This window comes from Zhongshania marina (assembly GCF_002915595.1).
GTDB classification, from domain to species: domain Bacteria; phylum Pseudomonadota; class Gammaproteobacteria; order Pseudomonadales; family Spongiibacteraceae; genus Spongiibacter; species Spongiibacter marinus_B.
Window position 1 is genome coordinate 74,326 of sequence record NZ_PQGG01000028.1, and the last position, 19,358, is coordinate 93,683.

25 protein-coding genes and 1 tRNA gene are annotated in these 19,358 nt (G+C 50.8%); 19 read left to right on the forward strand and 7 right to left on the reverse strand.

The window, feature by feature from the left end:
- Nucleotides 1-11: 11 nt before the first annotated feature.
- Together C0068_RS11525 and C0068_RS11530 are read left to right on the forward strand one after the other, a co-directional pair.
- Complete coding sequence (locus C0068_RS11525; RefSeq protein ID WP_103684638.1) at nt 12-491, forward strand: SixA phosphatase family protein; 480 nt, start codon at nt 12-14, stop codon at nt 489-491.
- A complete protein-coding gene (locus tag C0068_RS11530) occupies nt 488-1,348 on the forward strand; it encodes an alpha/beta hydrolase (RefSeq protein WP_103684639.1) in 861 nt (286 codons plus the stop codon). The genes C0068_RS11525 and C0068_RS11530 overlap by 4 nt, the downstream gene beginning before the upstream one ends.
- 55 nt (nt 1,349-1,403) lie before the next feature.
- Here C0068_RS11530 and folE read toward each other — a convergent pair whose 3' ends face one another.
- On the reverse strand, nt 1,404-1,946 hold the full coding sequence (gene folE / locus C0068_RS11535; RefSeq protein WP_103684640.1) for a GTP cyclohydrolase I FolE: 543 nt from the start codon (nt 1,944-1,946) through the stop codon (nt 1,404-1,406).
- Between the two features lie 177 nt (nt 1,947-2,123).
- Between folE and prmB the strand changes: the two genes are divergently transcribed.
- The 5 genes from prmB to C0068_RS11560 all read left to right on the forward strand — a co-directional run bounded on the left by prmB (nt 2,124) and on the right by C0068_RS11560 (nt 6,144).
- Nucleotides 2,124-3,041 carry a 50S ribosomal protein L3 N(5)-glutamine methyltransferase gene (gene prmB / locus C0068_RS11540; RefSeq protein ID WP_103684641.1) on the forward strand — a complete coding sequence of 306 codons (918 nt, stop codon included), beginning with the start codon at nt 2,124-2,126 and terminating at the stop codon, nt 3,039-3,041.
- A gap of 77 nt (nt 3,042-3,118) precedes the next feature.
- Entirely contained in the window at nt 3,119-4,216 is a 1,098-nt protein-coding gene (aroC, locus tag C0068_RS11545; protein ID WP_103684642.1) for a chorismate synthase, read from the forward strand.
- Between the two features lie 6 nt (nt 4,217-4,222).
- Complete coding sequence (locus C0068_RS11550; protein ID WP_103684643.1) at nt 4,223-5,386, forward strand: MFS transporter; 1,164 nt, start codon at nt 4,223-4,225, stop codon at nt 5,384-5,386.
- Between the two features lie 71 nt (nt 5,387-5,457).
- Nucleotides 5,458-5,889 (forward strand): hypothetical protein, encoded by a 432-nt coding sequence (locus C0068_RS11555; protein ID WP_103684757.1) that lies wholly within the window; start codon nt 5,458-5,460, stop codon nt 5,887-5,889.
- Between the two features lie 42 nt (nt 5,890-5,931).
- Nucleotides 5,932-6,144, forward strand: a complete 213-nt coding sequence (locus C0068_RS11560; protein ID WP_103684644.1) for a hypothetical protein — start codon at nt 5,932-5,934, stop codon at nt 6,142-6,144.
- A gap of 10 nt (nt 6,145-6,154) precedes the next feature.
- Here C0068_RS11560 and C0068_RS11565 read toward each other — a convergent pair whose 3' ends face one another.
- The gene (locus tag C0068_RS11565; protein ID WP_103684645.1) at nt 6,155-6,670 is read right to left on the reverse strand and encodes a glycine cleavage system transcriptional repressor; all 516 of its coding nucleotides are present in this window, start codon (nt 6,668-6,670) and stop codon (nt 6,155-6,157) included.
- An 89-nt stretch (nt 6,671-6,759) separates the two neighbouring features.
- Here C0068_RS11565 and C0068_RS11570 point away from each other — a divergent pair, with 89 nt between their 5' ends.
- Genes C0068_RS11570 through tusA form a run of 4 tightly spaced genes read left to right on the forward strand, consistent with a single transcriptional unit; the run spans nt 6,760 to nt 8,429 of the window.
- Entirely contained in the window at nt 6,760-7,071 is a 312-nt protein-coding gene (locus tag C0068_RS11570; RefSeq protein ID WP_103684646.1) for an MTH1187 family thiamine-binding protein, read from the forward strand.
- A 29-nt stretch (nt 7,072-7,100) separates the two neighbouring features.
- Nucleotides 7,101-7,925: a class I SAM-dependent methyltransferase gene (locus C0068_RS11575; protein ID WP_103684647.1), complete on the forward strand. Its 825-nt coding sequence runs from the start codon at nt 7,101-7,103 to the stop codon at nt 7,923-7,925.
- Nucleotides 7,918-8,136 (forward strand): YheU family protein, encoded by a 219-nt coding sequence (locus tag C0068_RS11580; RefSeq protein ID WP_103684648.1) that lies wholly within the window; start codon nt 7,918-7,920, stop codon nt 8,134-8,136. The genes C0068_RS11575 and C0068_RS11580 overlap by 8 nt, the downstream gene beginning before the upstream one ends.
- A gap of 59 nt (nt 8,137-8,195) precedes the next feature.
- Nucleotides 8,196-8,429, forward strand: a complete 234-nt coding sequence (gene tusA, locus C0068_RS11585) for a sulfurtransferase TusA (protein ID WP_233208802.1) — start codon at nt 8,196-8,198, stop codon at nt 8,427-8,429.
- A 13-nt stretch (nt 8,430-8,442) separates the two neighbouring features.
- Here tusA and C0068_RS11590 read toward each other — a convergent pair whose 3' ends face one another.
- Nucleotides 8,443-9,120, reverse strand: coding sequence for a hypothetical protein (locus C0068_RS11590; RefSeq protein ID WP_146047886.1), 678 nt, complete (start codon nt 9,118-9,120; stop codon nt 8,443-8,445).
- A 176-nt stretch (nt 9,121-9,296) separates the two neighbouring features.
- On the opposite strand from C0068_RS11590, the gene C0068_RS11595 reads away from it, so the two are divergent.
- The 3 genes from C0068_RS11595 (at nt 9,297) to C0068_RS11605 (ending at nt 11,545) form a co-directional block, all read left to right on the forward strand.
- Entirely contained in the window at nt 9,297-9,791 is a 495-nt protein-coding gene (locus tag C0068_RS11595; protein WP_103684651.1) for a gamma-glutamylcyclotransferase family protein, read from the forward strand.
- Nucleotides 9,784-10,359, forward strand: coding sequence for an elongation factor P hydroxylase (locus C0068_RS11600; RefSeq protein ID WP_103684652.1), 576 nt, complete (start codon nt 9,784-9,786; stop codon nt 10,357-10,359). The genes C0068_RS11595 and C0068_RS11600 overlap by 8 nt, the downstream gene beginning before the upstream one ends.
- A gap of 70 nt (nt 10,360-10,429) precedes the next feature.
- Nucleotides 10,430-11,545, forward strand: a complete 1,116-nt coding sequence (locus C0068_RS11605) for a 4-phosphoerythronate dehydrogenase (RefSeq protein ID WP_146047887.1) — start codon at nt 10,430-10,432, stop codon at nt 11,543-11,545.
- Between the two features lie 100 nt (nt 11,546-11,645).
- Here C0068_RS11605 and C0068_RS11615 read toward each other — a convergent pair whose 3' ends face one another.
- Genes C0068_RS11615 through C0068_RS11625 form a run of 3 tightly spaced genes read right to left on the reverse strand, consistent with a single transcriptional unit; the run spans nt 11,646 to nt 14,369 of the window.
- The gene (locus C0068_RS11615) at nt 11,646-12,935 is read right to left on the reverse strand and encodes an ISL3-like element ISPpu12 family transposase (RefSeq protein WP_004574636.1); all 1,290 of its coding nucleotides are present in this window, start codon (nt 12,933-12,935) and stop codon (nt 11,646-11,648) included.
- Between the two features lie 21 nt (nt 12,936-12,956).
- Nucleotides 12,957-13,469, reverse strand: coding sequence for a signal peptidase II (lspA, locus tag C0068_RS11620; RefSeq protein WP_004863699.1), 513 nt, complete (start codon nt 13,467-13,469; stop codon nt 12,957-12,959).
- A gap of 3 nt (nt 13,470-13,472) precedes the next feature.
- Nucleotides 13,473-14,369, reverse strand: a complete 897-nt coding sequence (locus C0068_RS11625; RefSeq protein WP_004574643.1) for a cation efflux transmembrane domain-containing protein — start codon at nt 14,367-14,369, stop codon at nt 13,473-13,475.
- A 95-nt stretch (nt 14,370-14,464) separates the two neighbouring features.
- Between C0068_RS11625 and cadR the strand changes: the two genes are divergently transcribed.
- The 3 genes from cadR to C0068_RS11640 all read left to right on the forward strand — a co-directional run bounded on the left by cadR (nt 14,465) and on the right by C0068_RS11640 (nt 17,031).
- On the forward strand, nt 14,465-14,872 hold the full coding sequence (gene cadR / locus C0068_RS11630) for a Cd(II)/Pb(II)-responsive transcriptional regulator (RefSeq protein WP_004364961.1): 408 nt from the start codon (nt 14,465-14,467) through the stop codon (nt 14,870-14,872).
- A 106-nt stretch (nt 14,873-14,978) separates the two neighbouring features.
- The gene (locus C0068_RS11635) at nt 14,979-16,118 is read left to right on the forward strand and encodes an ATP-NAD kinase family protein (RefSeq protein ID WP_103684654.1); all 1,140 of its coding nucleotides are present in this window, start codon (nt 14,979-14,981) and stop codon (nt 16,116-16,118) included.
- Nucleotides 16,111-17,031 carry a class I SAM-dependent methyltransferase gene (locus C0068_RS11640; protein WP_158249981.1) on the forward strand — a complete coding sequence of 307 codons (921 nt, stop codon included), beginning with the start codon at nt 16,111-16,113 and terminating at the stop codon, nt 17,029-17,031. The genes C0068_RS11635 and C0068_RS11640 overlap by 8 nt, the downstream gene beginning before the upstream one ends.
- Nucleotides 17,032-17,074: 43 nt before the next feature.
- Here C0068_RS11640 and C0068_RS11645 read toward each other — a convergent pair whose 3' ends face one another.
- On the reverse strand, nt 17,075-18,313 hold the full coding sequence (locus tag C0068_RS11645; RefSeq protein WP_103684656.1) for a pyridoxal phosphate-dependent aminotransferase: 1,239 nt from the start codon (nt 18,311-18,313) through the stop codon (nt 17,075-17,077).
- A 194-nt stretch (nt 18,314-18,507) separates the two neighbouring features.
- On the opposite strand from C0068_RS11645, the gene msrB reads away from it, so the two are divergent.
- Nucleotides 18,508-18,894, forward strand: coding sequence for a peptide-methionine (R)-S-oxide reductase MsrB (gene msrB / locus C0068_RS11650; RefSeq protein ID WP_434061421.1), 387 nt, complete (start codon nt 18,508-18,510; stop codon nt 18,892-18,894).
- A 156-nt stretch (nt 18,895-19,050) separates the two neighbouring features.
- Nucleotides 19,051-19,126: transfer RNA gene (locus C0068_RS11655), tRNA-Glu, on the forward strand.
- Nucleotides 19,127-19,358: the final 232 nt, after the last annotated feature.

Genomic DNA, 19,358 nt, shown 5'->3' on the forward strand with positions numbered 1-19,358 from the left:
TAATAGGTGTTATGGAAATTTTGTTAATACGGCATGGCTCTGCTTCTTGGGATACCAAAACAGATATCGAGCGAGAGCTAACCGAAGTAGGTCAACAAGAGGTAAACGCCGCGGCAGATTGGATTAGCGCAAGCGAATGGAAACCCGATGAATTATGGGTTAGTCCCTATCGGCGCGCAGTGCAGACCGCTGCGATTATAAATAGAGATTGGCAGCTGCGGCCGCGTTTGAAATCGTCTTTAACCCCTGATACGCCGCAGTCTGAGTTAGAGGCGATGCTTGCTACTTTTAGGGGTGAGCGCCTGCTGCTGGTATCACATAATCCTTTGCTTAGCAATGCGATTGCGCACTGGCATGGCGGCGACAATAAAAGCTACTGGGGAATGCAGCCCGCCAGTATGGCGTTGATTAGTGCGGACGTATTTGCTCAGTGCTGTGGAAGCTTAGAGTGGCTTCGTCATTATCCTAATTACGATCACAACGGCCGATGAGTAGGCGCGCCGCCACAGAAAAAACCTTTGTTGTTGACGATTTACGTCTAGCAGCAAAGCTTTGGGGTGATGATTCGGGGCTTCCCGTCATCGCACTGCACGGATGGCTGGACAATGCTGCGAGTTTTGACCGCATTGCTGAATTGCTTCCCAATGCGCAGATATTAGCAATCGATTTGCCGGGACACGGTTTAAGTGATCATAAGCCAGCATCTGGAAACTACGCGATTTGGGATGATTTACGCAGTATTGTCGGGGTGGCTGATCAAATGGGCTGGCAGAAATTTGCCTTATTAGGCCATTCTCGTGGCGCCAATATCGCCACCTTACTGAGTGGTGCGCTTCCCCAGCGAGTAAGCCATTTAGTGTGCTTGGATGGCTTGATTCCGCAACCCGAAATTTCCGAGAACTTCCCAGTTCAGATGGGGAAATATCTTAAAGATTTTACCAATACTCCCGTTATCGGTGGTGATAAAGGTCACGCCACATTTGACACTGCGGTAGCGGCTCGCTGCAAAGCGACCCCCATGCTCGCTGATGCGGCGGCATTAATCGTGGCGCGGGGCATAACTCAGGCTGAGGACGGTCGTTTTTATTGGCGCAGTGACAAACGGCTGAAGTTGGCGTCGCCGGTAAAGCTGAGTCTTCAGCAGTTACAGGCAAGCATTGATGCAATTATCGCCCCCGCGATGTTGGTATCTGCTAAGCAGGGCTTGGGTCAGTGGCTGCCGACACTGGATATTAATATAGACAATCGTTTTGAAATTAGAGAAATCGAGGGTCAGCATCACTGCCATATGGAGGCGCAAGCTACACAAATAGCGGAGTGGGTTAGGGAGTTTTTAAGCAGGGCTTGACGGTTAGCGTGAGGCTTGGATTTGCTCCCATAAAGGGATTTATGGGAGCGTAAACTTACATATTAATAAGTGATAAAAATTCGGTTCGAGTCGCTTGATTGTCTTTGAAGGCGCCGAGCATCGCGCTGGTACGCATAACGGAATTTTGCTTTTCAACGCCGCGCATCATCATGCACATATGCCTTGCTTCAATAATAACGCCCACACCTTCTGCGCCAGTCACCTCCATCATGGTGTTCGCGATTTGTGTGGTGAGGCCTTCTTGAATCTGCAGGCGACGTGCATATAAATCCACGATGCGAGCAACTTTGGAGAGTCCAAGTACTTTTCCCTGAGGGATATAAGCTACGTGGCATTTACCAATAAAGGGGAGCAGGTGGTGTTCGCATAGCGAGTATAATTCAATGTCGGAAACCACAACCATTTCGTTGCAATCCGATTCAAATAGGGCGTCATTTACCACGTCTTTGACATTGCGACGGTAGCCTTCCGTCAAAAATTCAAATGCCTTTGCTGCGCGGGCCGGTGTGTCTAATAGGCCGTCTCTGGTCGGATCTTCGCCGATTTTTTTAATAATGTCTGCAAACGCCTTTTCCACTGTTTATCCTTCGTGCGCTATTTGGGTGGGGAATGGTAGCAAACCCAAGGTTACATTCCAAACGATCTTCTACCCGATGAATATTAAGAAATTGCAATTTCATCTGTACATACGTTGAGGGTGAGAATAATGGATCAAGTCGTGTAAAATTGCGTCTTTGAACATGTGGAAGACACTGTGAGCCAAACTCAAGATATCAGTAACGAGCTTTTTAGCCTTCGCGATTACCTGCGCTGGGGGATAAGTGAATTTGGTCGCGCTGGCTTGTTCTTCGGGCACGGCACAGATAACGCCTATGACGAAGCACGGGTGTTGATTAGCCACGTTCTTAATTTGCCCTTCGATTTTGCGGATGATTTGCTAGACGCCCGATTAACCAAGGCGGAACGCGAGTCGATCTTATCGCTGTTGGAGCGTCGCATTAATGAGCGCTTACCGGCTGCGTATTTAACCCGCGAGGCGTGGTTTGCTGGCCTGTCTTTTTATGTGGACGAGCGGGTATTGGTGCCACGTTCCCCAATTGCTGAGCTAATAGCTCAAGGCTTTGAACCCTGGCTGGGTGGTAGCTATCCTCAACGTATTCTAGACCTGTGCACCGGTAGCGGCTGCATCGGCATTGCCTGCGCCTATCAGTTTGAGGATGCCACCGTAGATTTGGCTGATATTTCGCTGGATGCAATTAATGTTGCTGACATTAATATTGCCCGCCACGACCTGTCTGATCGCGTTAGGGCGGTGCAATCTGATGTGTTTGAGTGGTTGGCGGGGGAGCGCTACGACCTCATCGTCAGTAACCCACCCTATGTTGACGCGGAAGATTTGGCCGATATGCCCGCAGAGTACCATCGTGAACCCGCGCTCGGCTTGGCCTCTGGGCCGGATGGTCTAGATATTACCCGCCAAATTTTACGGCATGCGGCTGACTACCTAAATCCCAATGGCATATTGGTGGTTGAAGTCGGGAATAGTTGCATCGCCCTAGACGAGGCTTTTCCGATGGTTCCCTTTATGTGGCTGGAGTTTGAGCGTGGTGGCCACGGTGTATTTGTGATGACCCGCGAGCAATTGCTTGAATATGCAGACAGTTTTTTGTGAGTGTCTGACTGTATTCCATGTTTGCCGTATAATCCGCCGTCAGATCGGCCTTAATTAAAGTAGATTCAGGAAACCTCATGTCAGGTAATAGCATCGGTAAATTGTTTACAGTCACTACTTTTGGTGAGAGTCACGGGCTCGCCCTCGGCGCCATTATTGACGGTTGCCCACCAGGAATAGAGATTTGTGAGGAAGATTTACAGATTGATTTAGACCGCCGTAAGCCTGGCACCTCGCGTTACACCACCCAGCGCCGCGAAGACGATGTGGTTAAAATCATGTCAGGTGTATTTGAGGGGAAAACCACCGGCACTTCTATTGGTTTGATAATTGAGAATACCGATCAGCGTTCTAAAGATTACGGCAAAATCAAAGACCGTTTTCGCCCTATGCACGCCGATTACACCTACCAACAAAAATACGGTTCACGTGACTACCGTGGTGGTGGACGGTCCTCGGCGCGAGAAACCGCGATGCGGGTTGCTGCCGGTGCAATTGCGAAGAAATATTTGCGGGCCTGTGGTGTCGAAGTGCGTGGTTATCTTTCTCAGCTTGGCCCCATTGCGATTGAAAATGTAGATTGGGCGGTGGTTGAAACCAATCCGTTCTTTTGCCCAGACGCGAATAAAATTCCAAGCATGGAAGAGTATATGCAGAAGCTGCGTAAATCGGGCGATTCTGTCGGTGCAAAATTAACCGTTGTGGCCAGCGGCATGCCGGTGGGTTTGGGTGAGCCGGTTTTTGACCGCTTAGATGCCGACATCGCCCATGCTTTGATGGGAATAAATGCAGTAAAGGGCGTCGAAATTGGTGCCGGATTTGACTGTGTTGATGCCCTTGGCAGCACCCACCGCGACGAATTAACCCCAGAGGGTTTCACCTCGAATAATGCCGGCGGTATTCTCGGTGGTATTTCCAGCGGCCAGGATTTGGTCGCGCACCTTGCCTTAAAGCCAACCTCCAGTATTTTGGTGCCAGGTAAAACCGTCGACCTTGATGGGAATCCTGTTGAGGTGATTACCACCGGCCGCCATGATCCCTGTGTTGGGATTCGTGCTGTTCCAATTGCTGAGGCAATGGTAGCCATTGTATTGATGGATCACTTGCTAAGGAATCGCGGGCAAAATGCCGACGTGCGTTCCGCTACCCCAGTCATTCCCGCCGCTACGTCTTAATTCAAAATGGCGGCTGTGGTGCCGTATTGGCGCTTATCAGGTTTCTATTTTTGCTATTTTGCGCTACTAGGAACCTGGGTACCTTATTGGGCTTTGTATTTAAAATCCCTTAATTTCAGTTCTGAGGAAATTGGCATTCTGTCGGCTCTCGTAATGGCGACGAAGATTGTTGCGCCAAACTTGTGGGGCTGGCTGGCCGACACCTACGGCTATCGCAGTCGCATTATTCGTTATGGGGCTTTTTCTGCTGTGGTCGCCTTCTGTGGCGTATATTTGCGTTCAGATTTTTGGTGGCTCGCCGCAGTCGTTGTCACGTACAGCTTCTTCTGGAATGCGGTGTTAGCGCAATTTGACGTATTAACCTTGTCGCATCTGGCGGGGCGTTACGGTCGCTATAGCCGGATTCGGGTGTGGGGCTCAATAGGGTTTATTGCAGCGGTGCTTGGCGTTGGCTGGTGGTTAGACCATCATCCAATAGTCCATCTGCTGTATTTAATCACTGCGCTGCTCACGGGGATCTGGCTGGCGAGTTTGCTCGTGGCTGAAAAGGACGGTGCTGTGACGAATAGGCAAAATCGCCAATCCTTGGCTTCAATTCTCCGGCACCCAGCAGTTATTGCTTTTTTTGCGGTTAGTTTCTTTTTGCAGCTATCGCACGGCCCTTACTACACTTTTTTCAGTATTTATCTTGAGGCGCAGTCTTACTCAAAATCTGCAATTGGTGTGTATTGGTCTTTAGGTGTGATTGCTGAAGTAGTGCTGTTTATTGGCATGCATAGGGTATTAGCCGCATATAGTCTTAGGGCTATAGTGCTGTGGAGTTTGGCGCTTTCTTGCCTGCGCTGGTTACTAATTGCCTACTTTGTTGAGTACCCCTGGGTTTTATTTATAGCCCAATGCTTACATGCGGCAAGTTTTGGGAGTTACCACGCAGCCGGTATCGAAATTATTCGGCAGTGCTTTGTGGGGCATCATGGCCAGGGCATGGCTTTATATAGCGGTTTAAGTTTCGGCTTAGGTGGAGCCGTGGGTGCGGTTTTGAGCGGTTGGGCTTGGGATTATAGCGGTGTGCTGTGTTTTGTAGCTGCCGCGGTTGCCGCTGCCGCAGCCTTATTGATTGCATGGCGATATCTTCATTTGCCTTCAGGCAGTGAGGTTCACACTGCTTAAGCAGGAAAATGACTGGCCGGCAACAGGCAGCTTTTGTAGACTCCCGTAGACACGATAATTTAGGGTTGGCTATGGCACAGGAATCGGTGGTTTACGGTTGCATCACAGATATGTTGTTTGCTCGCAGCAAGGCAGATGTTGCTGAACGGCGCGACAATAATCAACTTGTAACGGCTTCGCTACCGGCGTCGGAAGATTGGCCATTGCTGTGCCGCGAAATGTTTTCAGCCCCGCGTCCCGCAATTGATTTTGGCGACTGCCAAACCGATGTGATTCACTTTGGCAGTTCCTATAAGGCAATTGAGCACGAGTGGGATGAGTGGATAAAGCAGTTTGAAAAAATGCTTCATAAAATGTACTGGGTAACGGCAACCGTACATTTACAAACCGCTTACAACGGCACCCACACATTTGTGTGGCAGGCAGAGGATGAATGCCATGTGCCAGGGCAGGGCGCTGGGCGGCTGCGCTGTGAGTGGGTGCGGGAAGATGCATTGGGATAATTCAGTGCGTAAATTCAATGCGGGATCAGGCGGTAAAATTACGTGGTAAATCAGTATATAAAAGCCTATAAGCGCTATCGGACACCGGTATTAGCGGTGTTGGCAACGGTGATGTTGGTGTGCTCTGCGGTATGGAGTTTTGATGTGCCGTGGCGGGAAATTGCCGAGTATTTTTTGCTTTGCGTATTGGGCGTGGGCTTTTTAGCGCTGCTTGCGGCAGCGCTGGTCTTTACTCTTCACAAAATTCGCGGATAAGCATTTAGACTTAACTCAAAACAATATCGATGCTGAGTTGCTCCGCGATGGTGTCTAAACTGTCTTCTAATTCGTCAATATCGCAGCCGATAGGTATTTCTGCACTGACATGGGCTTCAAATAAGGCGTCGCCACTCATTGCCGCACTGGTGATATTGGAGCTCATTTCCACCACGTTTATTTGTTGTTGTTTTAGGGCGCGACTGACTTCGCGAACGATACCTGGGCGGTCATTACCAAGAATATGTAATTTACACATTTTGGGTTTACTGCCGACGGGCGAGTTTTGCCCAGCCTGAATATTAATGGTTAAGCCTTCAATATTCAGGCTTAAAAGGGCATTGCTGAGTTCATCGACTTCACTTTCCGGTACAGTTACCCGGGCAATACCGGCAAACTGACCCGCTAGCTGAGTCATGCGGCTTTCTAACCAGTTGCCTTGATGGTCTGCGACTACATCAGCCAGCCGTTCAACCAGTCCAGGGCGATCCAGCCCCAAAAAGGTAAAGACAAGAGAGTTGTTCACGGTGCCGTCCTTTTTCTACGTTGGTAGTGTTAGATTACAGTATTAGCATACTACGACTATCTGGTGGCAGACAGACTTAGGAGCAGATCGTGAAAGTGATTGTCGATTTTTGTATTACGCCCTTGAATGTTGAGGCTTCGTTGACACCTTATATAGCAGAGTGTCAATTGATCATTGCGGAAATGGGCTTGGCGCACCAATTACATGCCTACGGCACTAATATTGAGGGCGAGTGGGAGGTCGTCATGGAGTCAATTAAGCGCTGTCATGCTCGTTTACACGAGATGGGCGTACCGCGATTATCTACCCAGCTGAAAATAGGCACGCGAACTGACAGAGAACAAACGATGTTGGAAAAAGTCGAACATGTACGCACTTTTTTAACTGAACAATCCGTATGATCAGTGGCATTAGCCAAAAGGGGATAAAAATGAAATTAGCTACTGTACCGGTTTTGATTTTCTCCGTGTTTTGCGGGGCCGCGCATTCCGCTCCCGCAGTAACAGATTTGAAGTGGGCCGAAGTGTTGAATGCAGAACATCGCAGTGAACAAAACCGCAGCCGCGATCAATATAGAAACCCACTGCAAACCTTAATTTTCTTTGGCGTTCAGCCCTGCGACACTGTCGTTGAGTTATGGCCAGGCGGTGGCGGTTGGTACACCGAGGTGCTGGCGCCTATAGTGAGTGATTGTGGCAAGTTATATACCGCGCAATTTGCTAACGACAGCGATGTGGCATTTTACAGCAAGGCTCGTGCGAGCTTTGAAGCTAAGCTCGCTGCAGCCCCCGCTGTTTATGGCAAGGTCGAGCTGACGACGCTGCAGCCACCCAAATATTCAGAGATCGCGCCGGCGGGCACGGCGGATAAGGTGCTAACGTTCCGCAATGTCCATAATTGGTTAAAAGCCGGTGTGGCTGAGAATGTGTTTGCTGCGGCGTTTAAAGTCTTAAAACCTGGCGGTATTTTGGGGGTGGTTGAGCACCGTGCTGACGCGGACGCCTCCTTGGAAGTGATGGTTAGCAGCGGATATGTCTCAGAAAAGCAAGTAATCGCTCTTGCTGAATCCGCTGGATTTTTATTGCTCGACAGTAGTGAAATCAATGCCAATAGCAAAGATAATCACCACCACCCGAAAGGGGTGTGGACCTTACCGCCAAGTTTGCGTTTGGGTGATAAGGATCGGGAGAAGTATCTGGCTATTGGTGAAAGTGACCGTATGACCCTTAAGTTTGGTAAGCCCGTACATGAGTGAATATGTAGAAATTCCTTGGCAAAAATTAAGCCCAGAAGCCTTTCAGGGTATGTTAGAAGAGTTAGTCACCCGTGATGGCACTGACTATGGCGAAAGTGAGGTGAGCCTTGAGGTAAAAATCAGTCAGCTTCGCCGCGCCCTAGAAAGTAAAAAAGCGAGCATTGTGTTTAGTCCAGATACTGAGAGCTGGACGGTTGTAGCAAAAGACTAATACGGTGGTAGATGCGCGGGCTAGGCTTGGGCACACGTGTACAAATTTGGAGTTTAAGTTTGGCAATTGAGGCTGATCACATTCTAGATACCTGCGGGCTGTTTTGTCCCGAACCGGTAATGATGTTGCACAATAAAATACGGGATATTTCATCGGGCGACGTTCTTAAGGTTGTGGCTACCGATCCTGCGACGACCCGTGATATTCCCAAGTTTTGCGCTTTTCTAGGCCATGAATTAATGGCTCAGGAGGAAGCTTCTGGGGAATATCACTACTATCTTAAGAAGGCCTGATTAAATCCGGCCTTCATGTTAAGAGCTGACTTAGGGCCCGCGTTGCAATTTGGCCGCCGGCTTTGATTTGGTTGGCAATATGATATTGAAAGAAATACCGGAAATTGGCTTCCTGTTGAACTGGGTATAGGCACTCATCGCCGGCGAGAATGGGTGAATGCTGGGCAAGACTTAAATCTGCAACCTGCGCCTCAAGCCTGCCGTCCTTGTGCAGTCGCCAGCTAATTACGGGTTCTAATAAAAACTGCTGATTGTCTCCCAAGAGGGCCGCATGACTGCCGATAAGGTCGGGGATTTCCTGAATTACTGCGGTGGTGCTCGAATAGTGGCTCATCGCATCTAGTGCGGCGAGATGGTGCGGCGGTGTTTCACTAAAATGGCTACCGCTGCGGGGATCGTAATACCCCTGGCTTTGCCCCGACTCGGGGTCGTTTAAGTCTATGCAACGCGAGATCGCGTTTAACCAGGGCAATATCGCAACCGTTTGTCCGTTGGCGAGTCGCGCCCAGCCCAGTATTTTTACCGCATACAATTTATCGCGGCTTAGCGCGTGGTGAGCGTATAGCAAACAAAGACCATCGTATTCTGGCGACACTCTAAGAATTCGATGTTGCTCTGTGCGTGTGGAACGCAGAGTAAAGGGGATTATCTTCGCGGACGAAGGCTTATTACCGTTGTTACGTGGAGCCATAGATCATTCCTCACGTAGCGGGCGGTACATGCCGGCGGATTTTGCAAGCTTGTGGCTAGGACAAAATCTTTCAGGGAAAATCTTATTTGAAACCCGAGCCACTATAAACTCGGTCGCGGCGATGTCCCTTTCTGTTAAAATTACTCTCTGTTTAGCAATTTGCCAAGTGTTTGATCATGACTTCCTGCTATTTTGCCTATGGCTCCAATATGAACCCAGCCCGGATGCGAGCCCGGGGCTTAGAATTTGTTAGCGCCGAGGCGGCGACGCTGCCTAGCTTTCGGCTGGTATTTAATAAGCAGTCGCACTGCAAGCCGACGGTTGCGTATGCCAATATTCAACCCTGCTGTAAAAGTCATGTTGAAGGGGTTCTTTACACACTAAAGAATGTAAATGATTTGAGTTTGATGGATTATTTTGAAGGCACGCCGGTTCGCTACAGTCGCGAACGATTTATTGTGCAGACCCAAGCGGGCCCGCGGGCAACGTGGATTTATATTGCGAATCCGGCATTTATCAATAACAACTTACTGCCAGAAAGCACGTATTTGGCTCATTTACGGGCGGGGAGTGATTTTCTCTCTAGCCAATACCTCAGTACCTTAGCGGCACAAGAGAGTGTATTGGCTGAGCCCTTATTGGGCGAGCAGGGGCTGTTACGCAATGCCTGAGGCTCAGCCCTTAAAACAAGCGATGCCTTCAGAGGCTGATATTCTGTGCTCGATATTTGAGGCCTGTTTTGCTGCGTCGATGCGAACCCGATTGCTAGGGGGGGGCGAGGAGCCGCTTTATCAGCCAGCGAAGTCCAGCGACGATTATCATCAGATCATTTTCCGATCGGACTATGCCGCAAGTGCCTTGCACGAAGTTTCTCATTGGTGCATCGCCGGTGAGCAACGGCGGCAGCAACTTGATTATGGCTACTGGTATGAACCAGACGGGCGCAGCGTGGCTCAGCAGCGTGTTTTTGAATCTGTCGAGGCGCGGCCGCAGGCCTTAGAGTGGCTCTTTAGCGTGGCGGCAGGGCGGCAATTTCGAGTGAGCATTGATAATCTCAATGGCGACTCGATTGACCCGTTTCCATTCCAGCTTGCGGTATGGCAGGCAGTCCATCGTTATCTTGCCAATGGCCTGCCAAGGAGGGCGGCGGTATTCTGGCGAGCACTGCAAAATTATTATGGGCTACCTCAGGCGGCTGATCCGCGCAGTTATACTCTTGAATCTATAATAGGTAGTTAATTCAATTTGTTAGTGTAATTATTTAATGTAAGTTATTGATGCATTTCCTTGTTTGAGGAGTTCGGCAGCATTGAGAATTATAGTAGATGAGAATATTCCGGCTGCAGTGGAGTGCTTCTCTCAGTTTGGTGACGTACAGCAGGTAAGCGGAAGGCAATTATGCCGGGCAGATATTGGCGCTGCGGAAGTGCTTATTGTGCGTTCGGTCACCAAGGTGAATGAGGCGCTGCTGGCCGGCACTGGGGTGCGTTTCGTTGGCTCAACGACCATTGGCACTGATCATCTTGATCTCAGCTATTTAGCGGCGAATGAAATAAAGGTCTGCAATGCACCGGGCTCAAATGCGGAGTCGGTGGTTGATTATGTCATTAGCGCTATTTGCAGCTGCGGGAATTTACTTGAGCGTCTTCTGGGTGGTGAGCCTGTTGGTATTGTCGGTTACGGGAACGTAGGGCGGAGACTTGGGCGCCGTTTAAGCGCTCTAGGGATAGCTTGGCGGGCCTATGATCCCCTGCTTGATCAAGCCACAGAGGGGCTTTCGAGCTTAGATGAGGTGATGGGCTGTAGTTTAGTTTGTTTGCATGCGCCATTGACCAGCGAAGGCCCATATCCAAGTTATCACATGCTTGGGCTTGATCAATTAGGGGTAATGCCCGCCAATGCCGTGCTCTTAAATGCGGGGCGGGGAGAGGTCGTTGCTACAGAGGTCTTGTTGTCTTTGTGTGAGCAGCGTCCAGATATCAGCTTGGTGCTTGATGTTTGGGAGGGTGAGCCCTGGTTTCCGGCGGATCTCGCATTGCGTTGCAGTATTGCTACTCCGCATATTGCGGGGTATAGCGCGGACGGTAAATTAACTGGCTTGAAAATGGTTGCGTCGGAATTGGCGGCATTCTTAAACCTTAGTTTATTACCTTTTGCCGTTCCTTCCTCAATGGCTGACAGTGCCGAGATAGTGTGTGACGGCGCAAATGAGCTTGATTTCATCAAGAATACCGTTGCCGCTGTGTACGATGTGATGGAAGACGACAAGCGTTTTCGTGAAATTATAGGCTCCAGCATCAGGGGGCAGGCGTTTGATTTGTTGCGCAAGCATTATCCTGTTCGGCGCGAGCTAGCTTATAGCGCCTTAGCAAGCACAAATCCGAAATTTTCAGCGGTTCTACAGGCGCTGCAAAGTGGTCGTTAAGCCATTTGAGCGCTCATGCCGAGGCTATACCTTTAAATTTAAGGGTATACGGACTTAATGGTTGATGGGGCACCTTCACCCCATCAATCTGATACCACCCTCAGATGGTTGATAGATCGACTCCGTAGTTGAGTTCCTCTGCGAAGTCCGGCAGTCCGTAACCGATGGTTTTCTTGTAGAAAGGAGAGACCTTCGCAGTCGGTGCCTTCTTCTTGTGCTTCGTGGTGTAGAGCATTCGTGCCCGCATCACCTCGAAGGAGTAACCGCGCCCTTCACGGTTCTTGTCCTTGGCCAGTCGGTTGATGGACTCCGTGTAAGCGTTGGTGACGGGCATGTCCGTTTCGAAGTAGGTCATGGTCTCTTCGCGCCAGTTTCCCACTGCCCTGACCAGATCGCTCCAGACTTCCTTCTGGCCCTTCGGGATGGTGGCTATCCACTCGTCCAGGGCGGCTTCTGCCTGGAGCCGTGTGGTGGCGTCCCAGATGCCGTAGAAGCGCTCCTTGTGCTCGTAGGCGGCCAGCAGTTGCGGGAACGCGCCTGTCCAGGTCTCCATGATGAGGCGCTCCCGGTCTGAGACTTCGTGAGCGCGTTTCAGCAGGATTTTCCGGTCTCCCTTGAGAGTCCGGCTCTGGGACGGTTTCAGCTCCTTTCTGAGGCCCTTGCGCACTCTCTCTAGGGCATCGTTGGCCATGCGCACCACATGGAACTTATCGACCACGATACGGGCCTGGGGCAGCACAGCCTTGACCGCTGCCCGGTAGGGGTTCCACATGTCCATGCTGACGATCTCGACCTTCTGCCGGTCTTTCAGCTTCATCAGGTAGTTGGTCACCACGTCCTGGCGGCGGGTGGCCAGCAGGTCGAGCAGGGTTCGCTCCTCAATGTTGGTCAGAATGCAGCGGTAGCGCTTGTTCAGGTATAGCTCGTCAATGCCCAGGATGCGGGGCGTCTCGAAGCGGTGCCAGCGCCCCAGGAACTCGGCGCGGGCGTTGAAGATGTCGCGCACCGTCTTCTCGTCCAGGCCGGTCTGTGCCGCCACAAAGGTGTAGGGGTGGTTGAAGGATTCCTTCTCCACGTACTCATGCAGCCGCAGTGTCATACGGAATCCGTCCACCATCTCCGGTAGCTGGGGCCTGAATGTTGTCTTGCAGGCCCGGCAGGTGTATCGGCGGCGGACCACCCAGAGAGTGACCCGCTTGCCGTGGATGGGCAGATCACGATAGGGAACGTCACGCTTGCCGAACCGTACGAACTCACCCTGCACGCCGCATTCCTCGCAGGCGATGGGATCGGGCACGTCCACCTGGAAGTGCATTTCGTCGTCGGTTGATTTGCAGCCCAGTACTTGGTATTGCGGCAGGTGAAGGATGTTGTCGGGAAGTTCGGTCATGGTGTTGTATAGGCGTAGGTGTCAGTCAGATCCATCCGGCTCGGCATTGGTGTTTGCTTTTTTACCCAACAAGCTGCTGGAAACGAAAAGTAAGGCACCGAGGACAATTGCAATATCAGCCAGGTTGAAGGCCGGCCAATGCCAGTCTCGCCAATAGAAATCAAAGGAATCCACAACATAGCCGCGAAAGACCCGGTCAATCAGGTTGCCCATGGCGCCACCGAGGATAAGACTGTAAGCGATGGCTTCTCCTTTATGACGATTTTCAAGGATCAGCTTGATCAGAAAAATCGAGACCACTACCGCGATTCCGATAAAAAAGTAGCGCTGCCAGCCTCCACCATTCGCAAAAAGACTGAATGCGGCACCGGTGTTCCATAGGTGCACCCAGTTAAAGAACGGGGTCACCGAAACATACTCGCCATAGGCCATTGATTGCTGCACCAGCCACTTTACAGCCTGATCAGACGCTGCCAGCAGGCCCGATATGGACAATAGGGCATACGGCGAGAGCTTTTTGCCAATAATGAGCATTATTTAACCCTTCAACGCCAAAATGCGTCTGGCACCGTTAAGTACAATGCCCCCCGCGATGGTGCCGATAATCAGATCCGGATAATTGGAACCGGTCCACGCGACCAGGGCGCCGGCGGTGATGACCCCCAGGTTGATCACCACGTCGTTGGCCGAGAATATCCAGCTTGCCTTCATGTGCGCCCCGCCTTCCCGATGTTTGGATATGAGCAGCAGACAACTGGTATTGGCAATCAATGCGACGAATGCGATAGCCATCATCACCAGCGATTCAGGCTCACTACCGAATACAAAGCGTCTCACCACCTCTACGAGCACGCCCACAGCCAAGATCAGTTGCAGTACACCAGCAAGATGCGCGGCACGTACCTGCATTTTCACGCTATGTCCAACCGCATAAAGGGCAAGCCCGTACACCGCCGCATCGGCAAAATTGTCCAGGGATTCTCCAATCAGGCCGGTGGACTGGGCGATCAGACCGGCAGTCATTTCCACCACGAACAGAAGTGCATTGATGCCGAGCAACCAGCGCAGGGTCCCGGATTCTTGCTTAGCAGAAGCTGCCGAAAACTCGGCGGCCTTGATGGTCTCCGGATTTGCAGCGACGGTTTCCTGAAGCGAGGCGCCTAGCCCCAAGGTCTTCAGTTTCGAGGTGACGGGCTCGACCTCGCCGTCATGCACGACCTTCAGCCGGCGGTTCGACAAGTCGAAGGACAGCGCCCGAATCTCCTCAAAGCCGTTCAGGGCTAGGCGAATCATTCGTTCTTCTGATGGACAGTCCATCTTCGGCACGGCATAAACACTGACCCATCTCCCTGGCGCCTCGGAGGAGGCCTGTATATCGGTATCCGCTGCGGACGTTGCATCACCGCCACAGGCGCCACCACAGGATTTGCTCATGATACGACTCCACTTGAACAATGTTGTGGTACCATTTAAAACTATAAAGCTACTATAAGGTCAATAGAGTAAAGAATCCGTTGGGGAGGAGGCTGATGCGCATTGGTCAGTTGGCGCAGTTGGTAGGGGTCGAAACACAGACGATCCGCTTCTATGAACAGCAGGGCTTGTTGCCGCCGCCTGATCGGCAGGACAACGGTTACCGTGTCTATACCGAGAAGCATGGTGAGGGGCTGGCCTTCATCCGTCGCTGCAGAATCCTGGGCCTGTCACTGGCTGAGATTCACGAACTACAGAGCTATCAGGACGACCCTCATCAGCCTTGTACCGCCGTCAACGCCTTGCTCGATGATCACATCTCTCATGTGCGGTCGCAGATAACCGCTCTGCAAGCGCTTGAGAAACAACTCGTTTCACTGAGAGCGAGTTGCAACGATGACCGGGAAGTTGAGGCGTGTGGGGTTCTTGCTGGAATTAGCGAAGGAAACATGCACCAGCAGTAGGTGAAGCATCAACCAGATAATCCGATGAGATGCCGGTCTGTCTCACTCTCATGCAAAGGTAAGATCAACCATTTAATCCGCTTACCCAAATTTAATAAGGGTTCTTATGTTTAAACTAGGATTAATTGTTAATCCGCTTGCGGGGCTGGGTGGCCCCTTGGCCATGAAGGGGAGCGATGGTCTTGATATTAGTGTGGTTCCCAATAGCGATCGTGGTCGTGCCGGCACCCGCGCGCTGCGGTGTTTGGCGAAAATAGCTCAACAAGTAGCGACTAAAGTCACTGTGTTTGGGTTTGAGGGCGATATGTCCGCGAATAGCGCAGGGGCTAGAGAGGTTGCGGGCCTGCCCTTTGTGTCGGTTGGTTGCCCTGAATCTGCCTCTCACACCACTAGTAGCGATACTCAAAGCGCGGCACTGGCTTTGTCTGCAGCCGGTGTTGATTTGCTATTGTTTGTAGGGGGGGATGGCACAGCACGGGACATATGCAGCGCTATTGGCTTAGCTACTCCCTGTTTAGGTGTGCCCGCTGGGGTCAAAATGCACTCTGGTGTTTATGCGGTCAGCCCTGAAAGTGCTGCTGATATTGTGTTGGCACTGGTTTCTGGTGGTTTGGTTGAGCTAGGTGAGGGCGAGGTTCGCGATATTGACGAGGAGGCGTTTAGAGCTGGTGTAGTGCGCTCCAAATATTTTGGTGAGTTGTTGGTGCCACGCCTTGGCGGCTTTTTACAGCATGTTAAATCTGGGGGGCGCGAGCAAGAGGAGCTGGTGTTGTCCGACATTGCCGAGCATATTACTGAGGGAATGGAGGCTGAAACCCTCTACGTCATTGGTCCTGGAAGTACAACGGAAGCCATTATGACGCATCTTGGCCTAGTGAATACTTTATTGGGTTTTGATGCGGTGTTGAATAATGAGCTGCTAGCAGGTGATTTAAGCGCAGATCAACTGGCAACTTTAGTTAGTAAGCACGCCGGCCCCGTAAAAGCAGTGATTACCGCCATTGGTGGTCAGGGGCATATTCTCGGGAGGGGAAACCAACAATTAACGCCCGCATTGATTCGCGCTATTGGGCGCGAGAATTTCATTATTATTGCGACCAAAACCAAGATTAGCGGACTCGGTGGGCGACCTCTGCTAGTAGACAGTAATGACCCTGAGTTAGATGCGGAATGGCAGGGTTACATTTCTCTTGTGACTGGTTACCGTGACGTCATTATGTATCGGGTGAGCGCGTCTGGTGACTGATTTTCAGGAGTTTGAAAAGCTAACATGTTTTTCTGATTGGCAGTTGGCGGCGGAAAAGGGCGCTCAACGTCTGTTTCATGGCCGCGGACAATGCTATCTAGGCTTCGAATTTTTCACCATCGATTATTTTGAGCCGCTGTTGTGGATTGTTTTATATCGGGAGCCGGAGCCAGAATTTTGGGCGCAGTTTTGTGCTGCGCTACAGGCCAAATTTGCTAAGGAGTGTACGGCTGCTATTGTCCAGAATCGATATGATAAAGCCTCTTCAAGTTATTGTTTATGGGGAGAAAATTTAGATAGCTATTTGGCGCAGGAGGGAGCGTATCGGTTTCAACTCGATTTGAGCGGCAAGCAAAATATCGGCTATTTTATGGATATGCAGCCAGCGCGGGCATGGCTTGCTGAGCGCGCTGAAGGTAGGCGCGTATTAAATTTGTTTTCCTACACCTGTGCTTTTTCTGTTGCGGCAGAGCAGGCGGGTGCGGCTTCTATTGTGAATATCGATATGAGCAAGCCAGCTCTCTCTGTGGGGCGAGAGAATCACAAGCTAAATCCCGTTGCGAGGGCATCTGAGCTGCGCTTTCTTAGCCACAATATTCTTAAATCTTGGGGGCGCCTAAAGAAGCTAGGCCCCTTTGATATTCTTATTTGCGATCCACCATCGCGGCAACTTGGCAGCTTTGATGCGATAAATGACTACAAAAAATTGGTTCGGCAATTTCCCGATTTGCTTCCAGAGGGCGGCGATATTCTCGTGTGCTTAAACGCGCCTTATTTAGGTCAGGCTTTCTTGGAGAGCGTTATGAGGGAATATTGCCCAGGCGCTAGGTTTGTATCGAGGTTGGCGGGAAGGGATGATTTTCCCGAGGCGGATTCGGATGCCGCATTGAAGGTGCTACATTATCGGCTGTAATTGCGGGCCCACAGGTGGTTTGCCTGCGAGCCCATTAGCTTGTTTAAGCTAGTCTTTTAAGGGCGAGCTGCTTGCGGTAAGAGGCCAAGAATCTGGCAAAGCGCTCTATTGCATCAGCGAGGTCAATTTTATTTGGCAAAAACACGATTCTAAGGTGATCGGGTTCGTGCCAATTAAAGCCACTGCCTTGAACGAGCAGAATTTTCTCTTGATTCAAGAGGTCTAGTACCAGCTGTTCATCATCTTTCACCGGGTATATTTCTGGGTCTAAGCGCGGGAACATGTATATGGCGCCCGCTGGCTTGGTGCAGCTTACGCCGGGAATCTCATTTAGCATTTTATGCGCTAAGTCGCGCTGCTCTAAAAGCCGGCCACCAGGCAGAATCAGTTCGTTGATGCTTTGGTAGCCGCCCAGTGCGGTTTGAATAGCGTGCTGGGCAGGGACGTTTGCGCACAGTCGCATCGACGACAGGATGTTAAGCCCCTCGATATAGTCTGCGGCCCGATCTTTTGCACCCGAGACAATAAGCCAGCCGCTGCGAAAGCCCGCAAGGCGGTAGGCCTTAGACAGGCCATTAAAGGTTAGGCACAGGATATCGGCTTTTAGGCTGCCGATAGGGATGTGAACGGCGTCATCGAACAAGATTTTGCTGTAAATTTCGTCGGCGAACACCACAAGATTGTGTGCTTCGGCGATGGCAACAAGCTGCTCTAGCATCTCTCGGCTGTATACCGCGCCGGTAGGGTTGTTTGGGTTGATGATCACTATCGCTTTGGTGTTTGGTGTGATCTTGCTCACGATGTCATCAATAGACGGCTGCCAGCCATTATCTTCGTCACAAAGATAATGCACGGGGCTTGCGCCAGAAAGCGATACTACCGCAGTCCAAAGAGGGTAGTCGGGTGCTGGAATAAGTACCTCATCGCCTTGGTTTAGCAGAGCTTGGGTTGCCATGCTAATCAGCTCGCTGGCACCGTTGCCTAGATAAATATCATTGACGCCAACCCCGGGAATGCCGATTTTTTGACACTCTTGCATGATGGCTTTGCGCGCGCTGTAAAGTCCCTTTGAGTCACTGTAACCCTCGCTATCGGGCAACATGCGGATAACGTCTTGGATAATTTCGTCTGGGGCGTTAAAACCGAAAGGCGCGGGGTTACCGATATTCAATTTAAGAATACGGTGGCCTTCTTCTTCTAATTCATTTGCGCGCTGTAGCACAGGTCCACGTATTTCATAGCAGACGTTGTTCAATTTCTTCGATTTTAAATGATGGCCCATTTCCCGCCTTCTTAGCCGGTAGCTACCGGATTTATAGTGTGCAGGGGCAGTGTCAAACTGCTTACCTGTGCAATTCGTCTTGTGTGCTATTTAATGCGGTATAAACTACTGTGGTATATAGCGCGTAAATAGCCTAGCAGCTAAGTATACGGCTTTGAAGGTAAACAGGTGGAGAGTTATTCGTGGAAAAAGTAGTGAAAACTGAACAAGAGTGGCGGGAACTTCTAAGTGACGAGGAGTTTTATGTCTGTCGGCAAAAGGGTACTGAGCGAGCATTTAGTGGTGAGTACTATGACGTAAAAGCGAGCGGAAGTTATGTTTGCCGCTGCTGCGGTTTGAACTTATTCGATTCTGACACGAAATATGACTCGGGATCTGGATGGCCTAGCTTTTATAAGCCGGTAGTCGAGGAGGTAGTGGGAGTTAATCGCGATGTGAGTCACGGTATGATTCGTGAGGAAGTGGTGTGTGCACGCTGCGAGGCTCATTTGGGACATGTTTTCCCCGATGGGCCTGAACCGACCGGTTTGCGCTACTGCATAAACTCATTATCGTTAAGACTTGAGGATTCGGTTGATTGATTTATGGCCAATTTGATTGCTAAGTAGGCGATATTTGAGGTTTTTTTGTTTTTTTAGCGTTAATTGTAAAAAGCGACTTGACGGCGGGCGCTAAGGTTTCTAGAATTCGCGCCACTTTCAGACGTCAAGTGACTCGGAGTCTGAAAGGTTTGCGGCGTCCCCTTCGTCTAGTGGCCTAGGACACTGCCCTTTCACGGCAGTAACAGGGGTTCGAGTCCCCTAGGGGACGCCATTATTTCGCGCTGGTGATAATGTCGGCAGCGTTAAAAGAGAAGCAGAGATGCTTCTCTTTTTTTTTGTTATTTATCCTTGATTTAGTGCTAAATTGGCCTTGACGGGGTGGGGGAGTCACACTAAAATTGCGCCCTCTTTCAGGGACAGCATTATCGCCCTGAGAGGCTCGCGGCGTCCCCTTCGTCTAGTGGCCTAGGACACTGCCCTTTCACGGCAGTAACAGGGGTTCG

Bases quoted from the DNA above. Each gene is read 5' to 3' on its own strand.
- aroC (WP_103684642.1), top strand. From the start codon at position 3,119: ATGTCAGGTAATAGCATCGGTAAATTGTTTACAGTCACTACTTTTGGT.
- C0068_RS11635 (WP_103684654.1), top strand. From the start codon at position 14,979: ATGTTTAAACTAGGATTAATTGTTAATCCGCTTGCGGGGCTGGGTGGC.
- C0068_RS11580 (WP_103684648.1), top strand. From the start codon at position 7,918: ATGAGTGAATATGTAGAAATTCCTTGGCAAAAATTAAGCCCAGAAGCC.
- C0068_RS11550 (WP_103684643.1), top strand. From the start codon at position 4,223: ATGGCGGCTGTGGTGCCGTATTGGCGCTTATCAGGTTTCTATTTTTGC.
- lspA (WP_004863699.1), bottom strand. From the start codon at position 13,469: ATGCTCATTATTGGCAAAAAGCTCTCGCCGTATGCCCTATTGTCCATA.
- C0068_RS11525 (WP_103684638.1), top strand. From the start codon at position 12: ATGGAAATTTTGTTAATACGGCATGGCTCTGCTTCTTGGGATACCAAA.
- C0068_RS11530 (WP_103684639.1), top strand. From the start codon at position 488: ATGAGTAGGCGCGCCGCCACAGAAAAAACCTTTGTTGTTGACGATTTA.
- C0068_RS11615 (WP_004574636.1), bottom strand. From the start codon at position 12,935: ATGACCGAACTTCCCGACAACATCCTTCACCTGCCGCAATACCAAGTA.
- C0068_RS11625 (WP_004574643.1), bottom strand. From the start codon at position 14,369: ATGAGCAAATCCTGTGGTGGCGCCTGTGGCGGTGATGCAACGTCCGCA.
- cadR (WP_004364961.1), top strand. From the start codon at position 14,465: ATGCGCATTGGTCAGTTGGCGCAGTTGGTAGGGGTCGAAACACAGACG.
- C0068_RS11555 (WP_103684757.1), top strand. From the start codon at position 5,458: ATGGCACAGGAATCGGTGGTTTACGGTTGCATCACAGATATGTTGTTT.
- C0068_RS11590 (WP_146047886.1), bottom strand. From the start codon at position 9,120: ATGGCTCCACGTAACAACGGTAATAAGCCTTCGTCCGCGAAGATAATC.
- C0068_RS11600 (WP_103684652.1), top strand. From the start codon at position 9,784: ATGCCTGAGGCTCAGCCCTTAAAACAAGCGATGCCTTCAGAGGCTGAT.
- C0068_RS11645 (WP_103684656.1), bottom strand. From the start codon at position 18,313: ATGGGCCATCATTTAAAATCGAAGAAATTGAACAACGTCTGCTATGAA.
- C0068_RS11575 (WP_103684647.1), top strand. From the start codon at position 7,101: ATGAAATTAGCTACTGTACCGGTTTTGATTTTCTCCGTGTTTTGCGGG.
- C0068_RS11595 (WP_103684651.1), top strand. From the start codon at position 9,297: ATGACTTCCTGCTATTTTGCCTATGGCTCCAATATGAACCCAGCCCGG.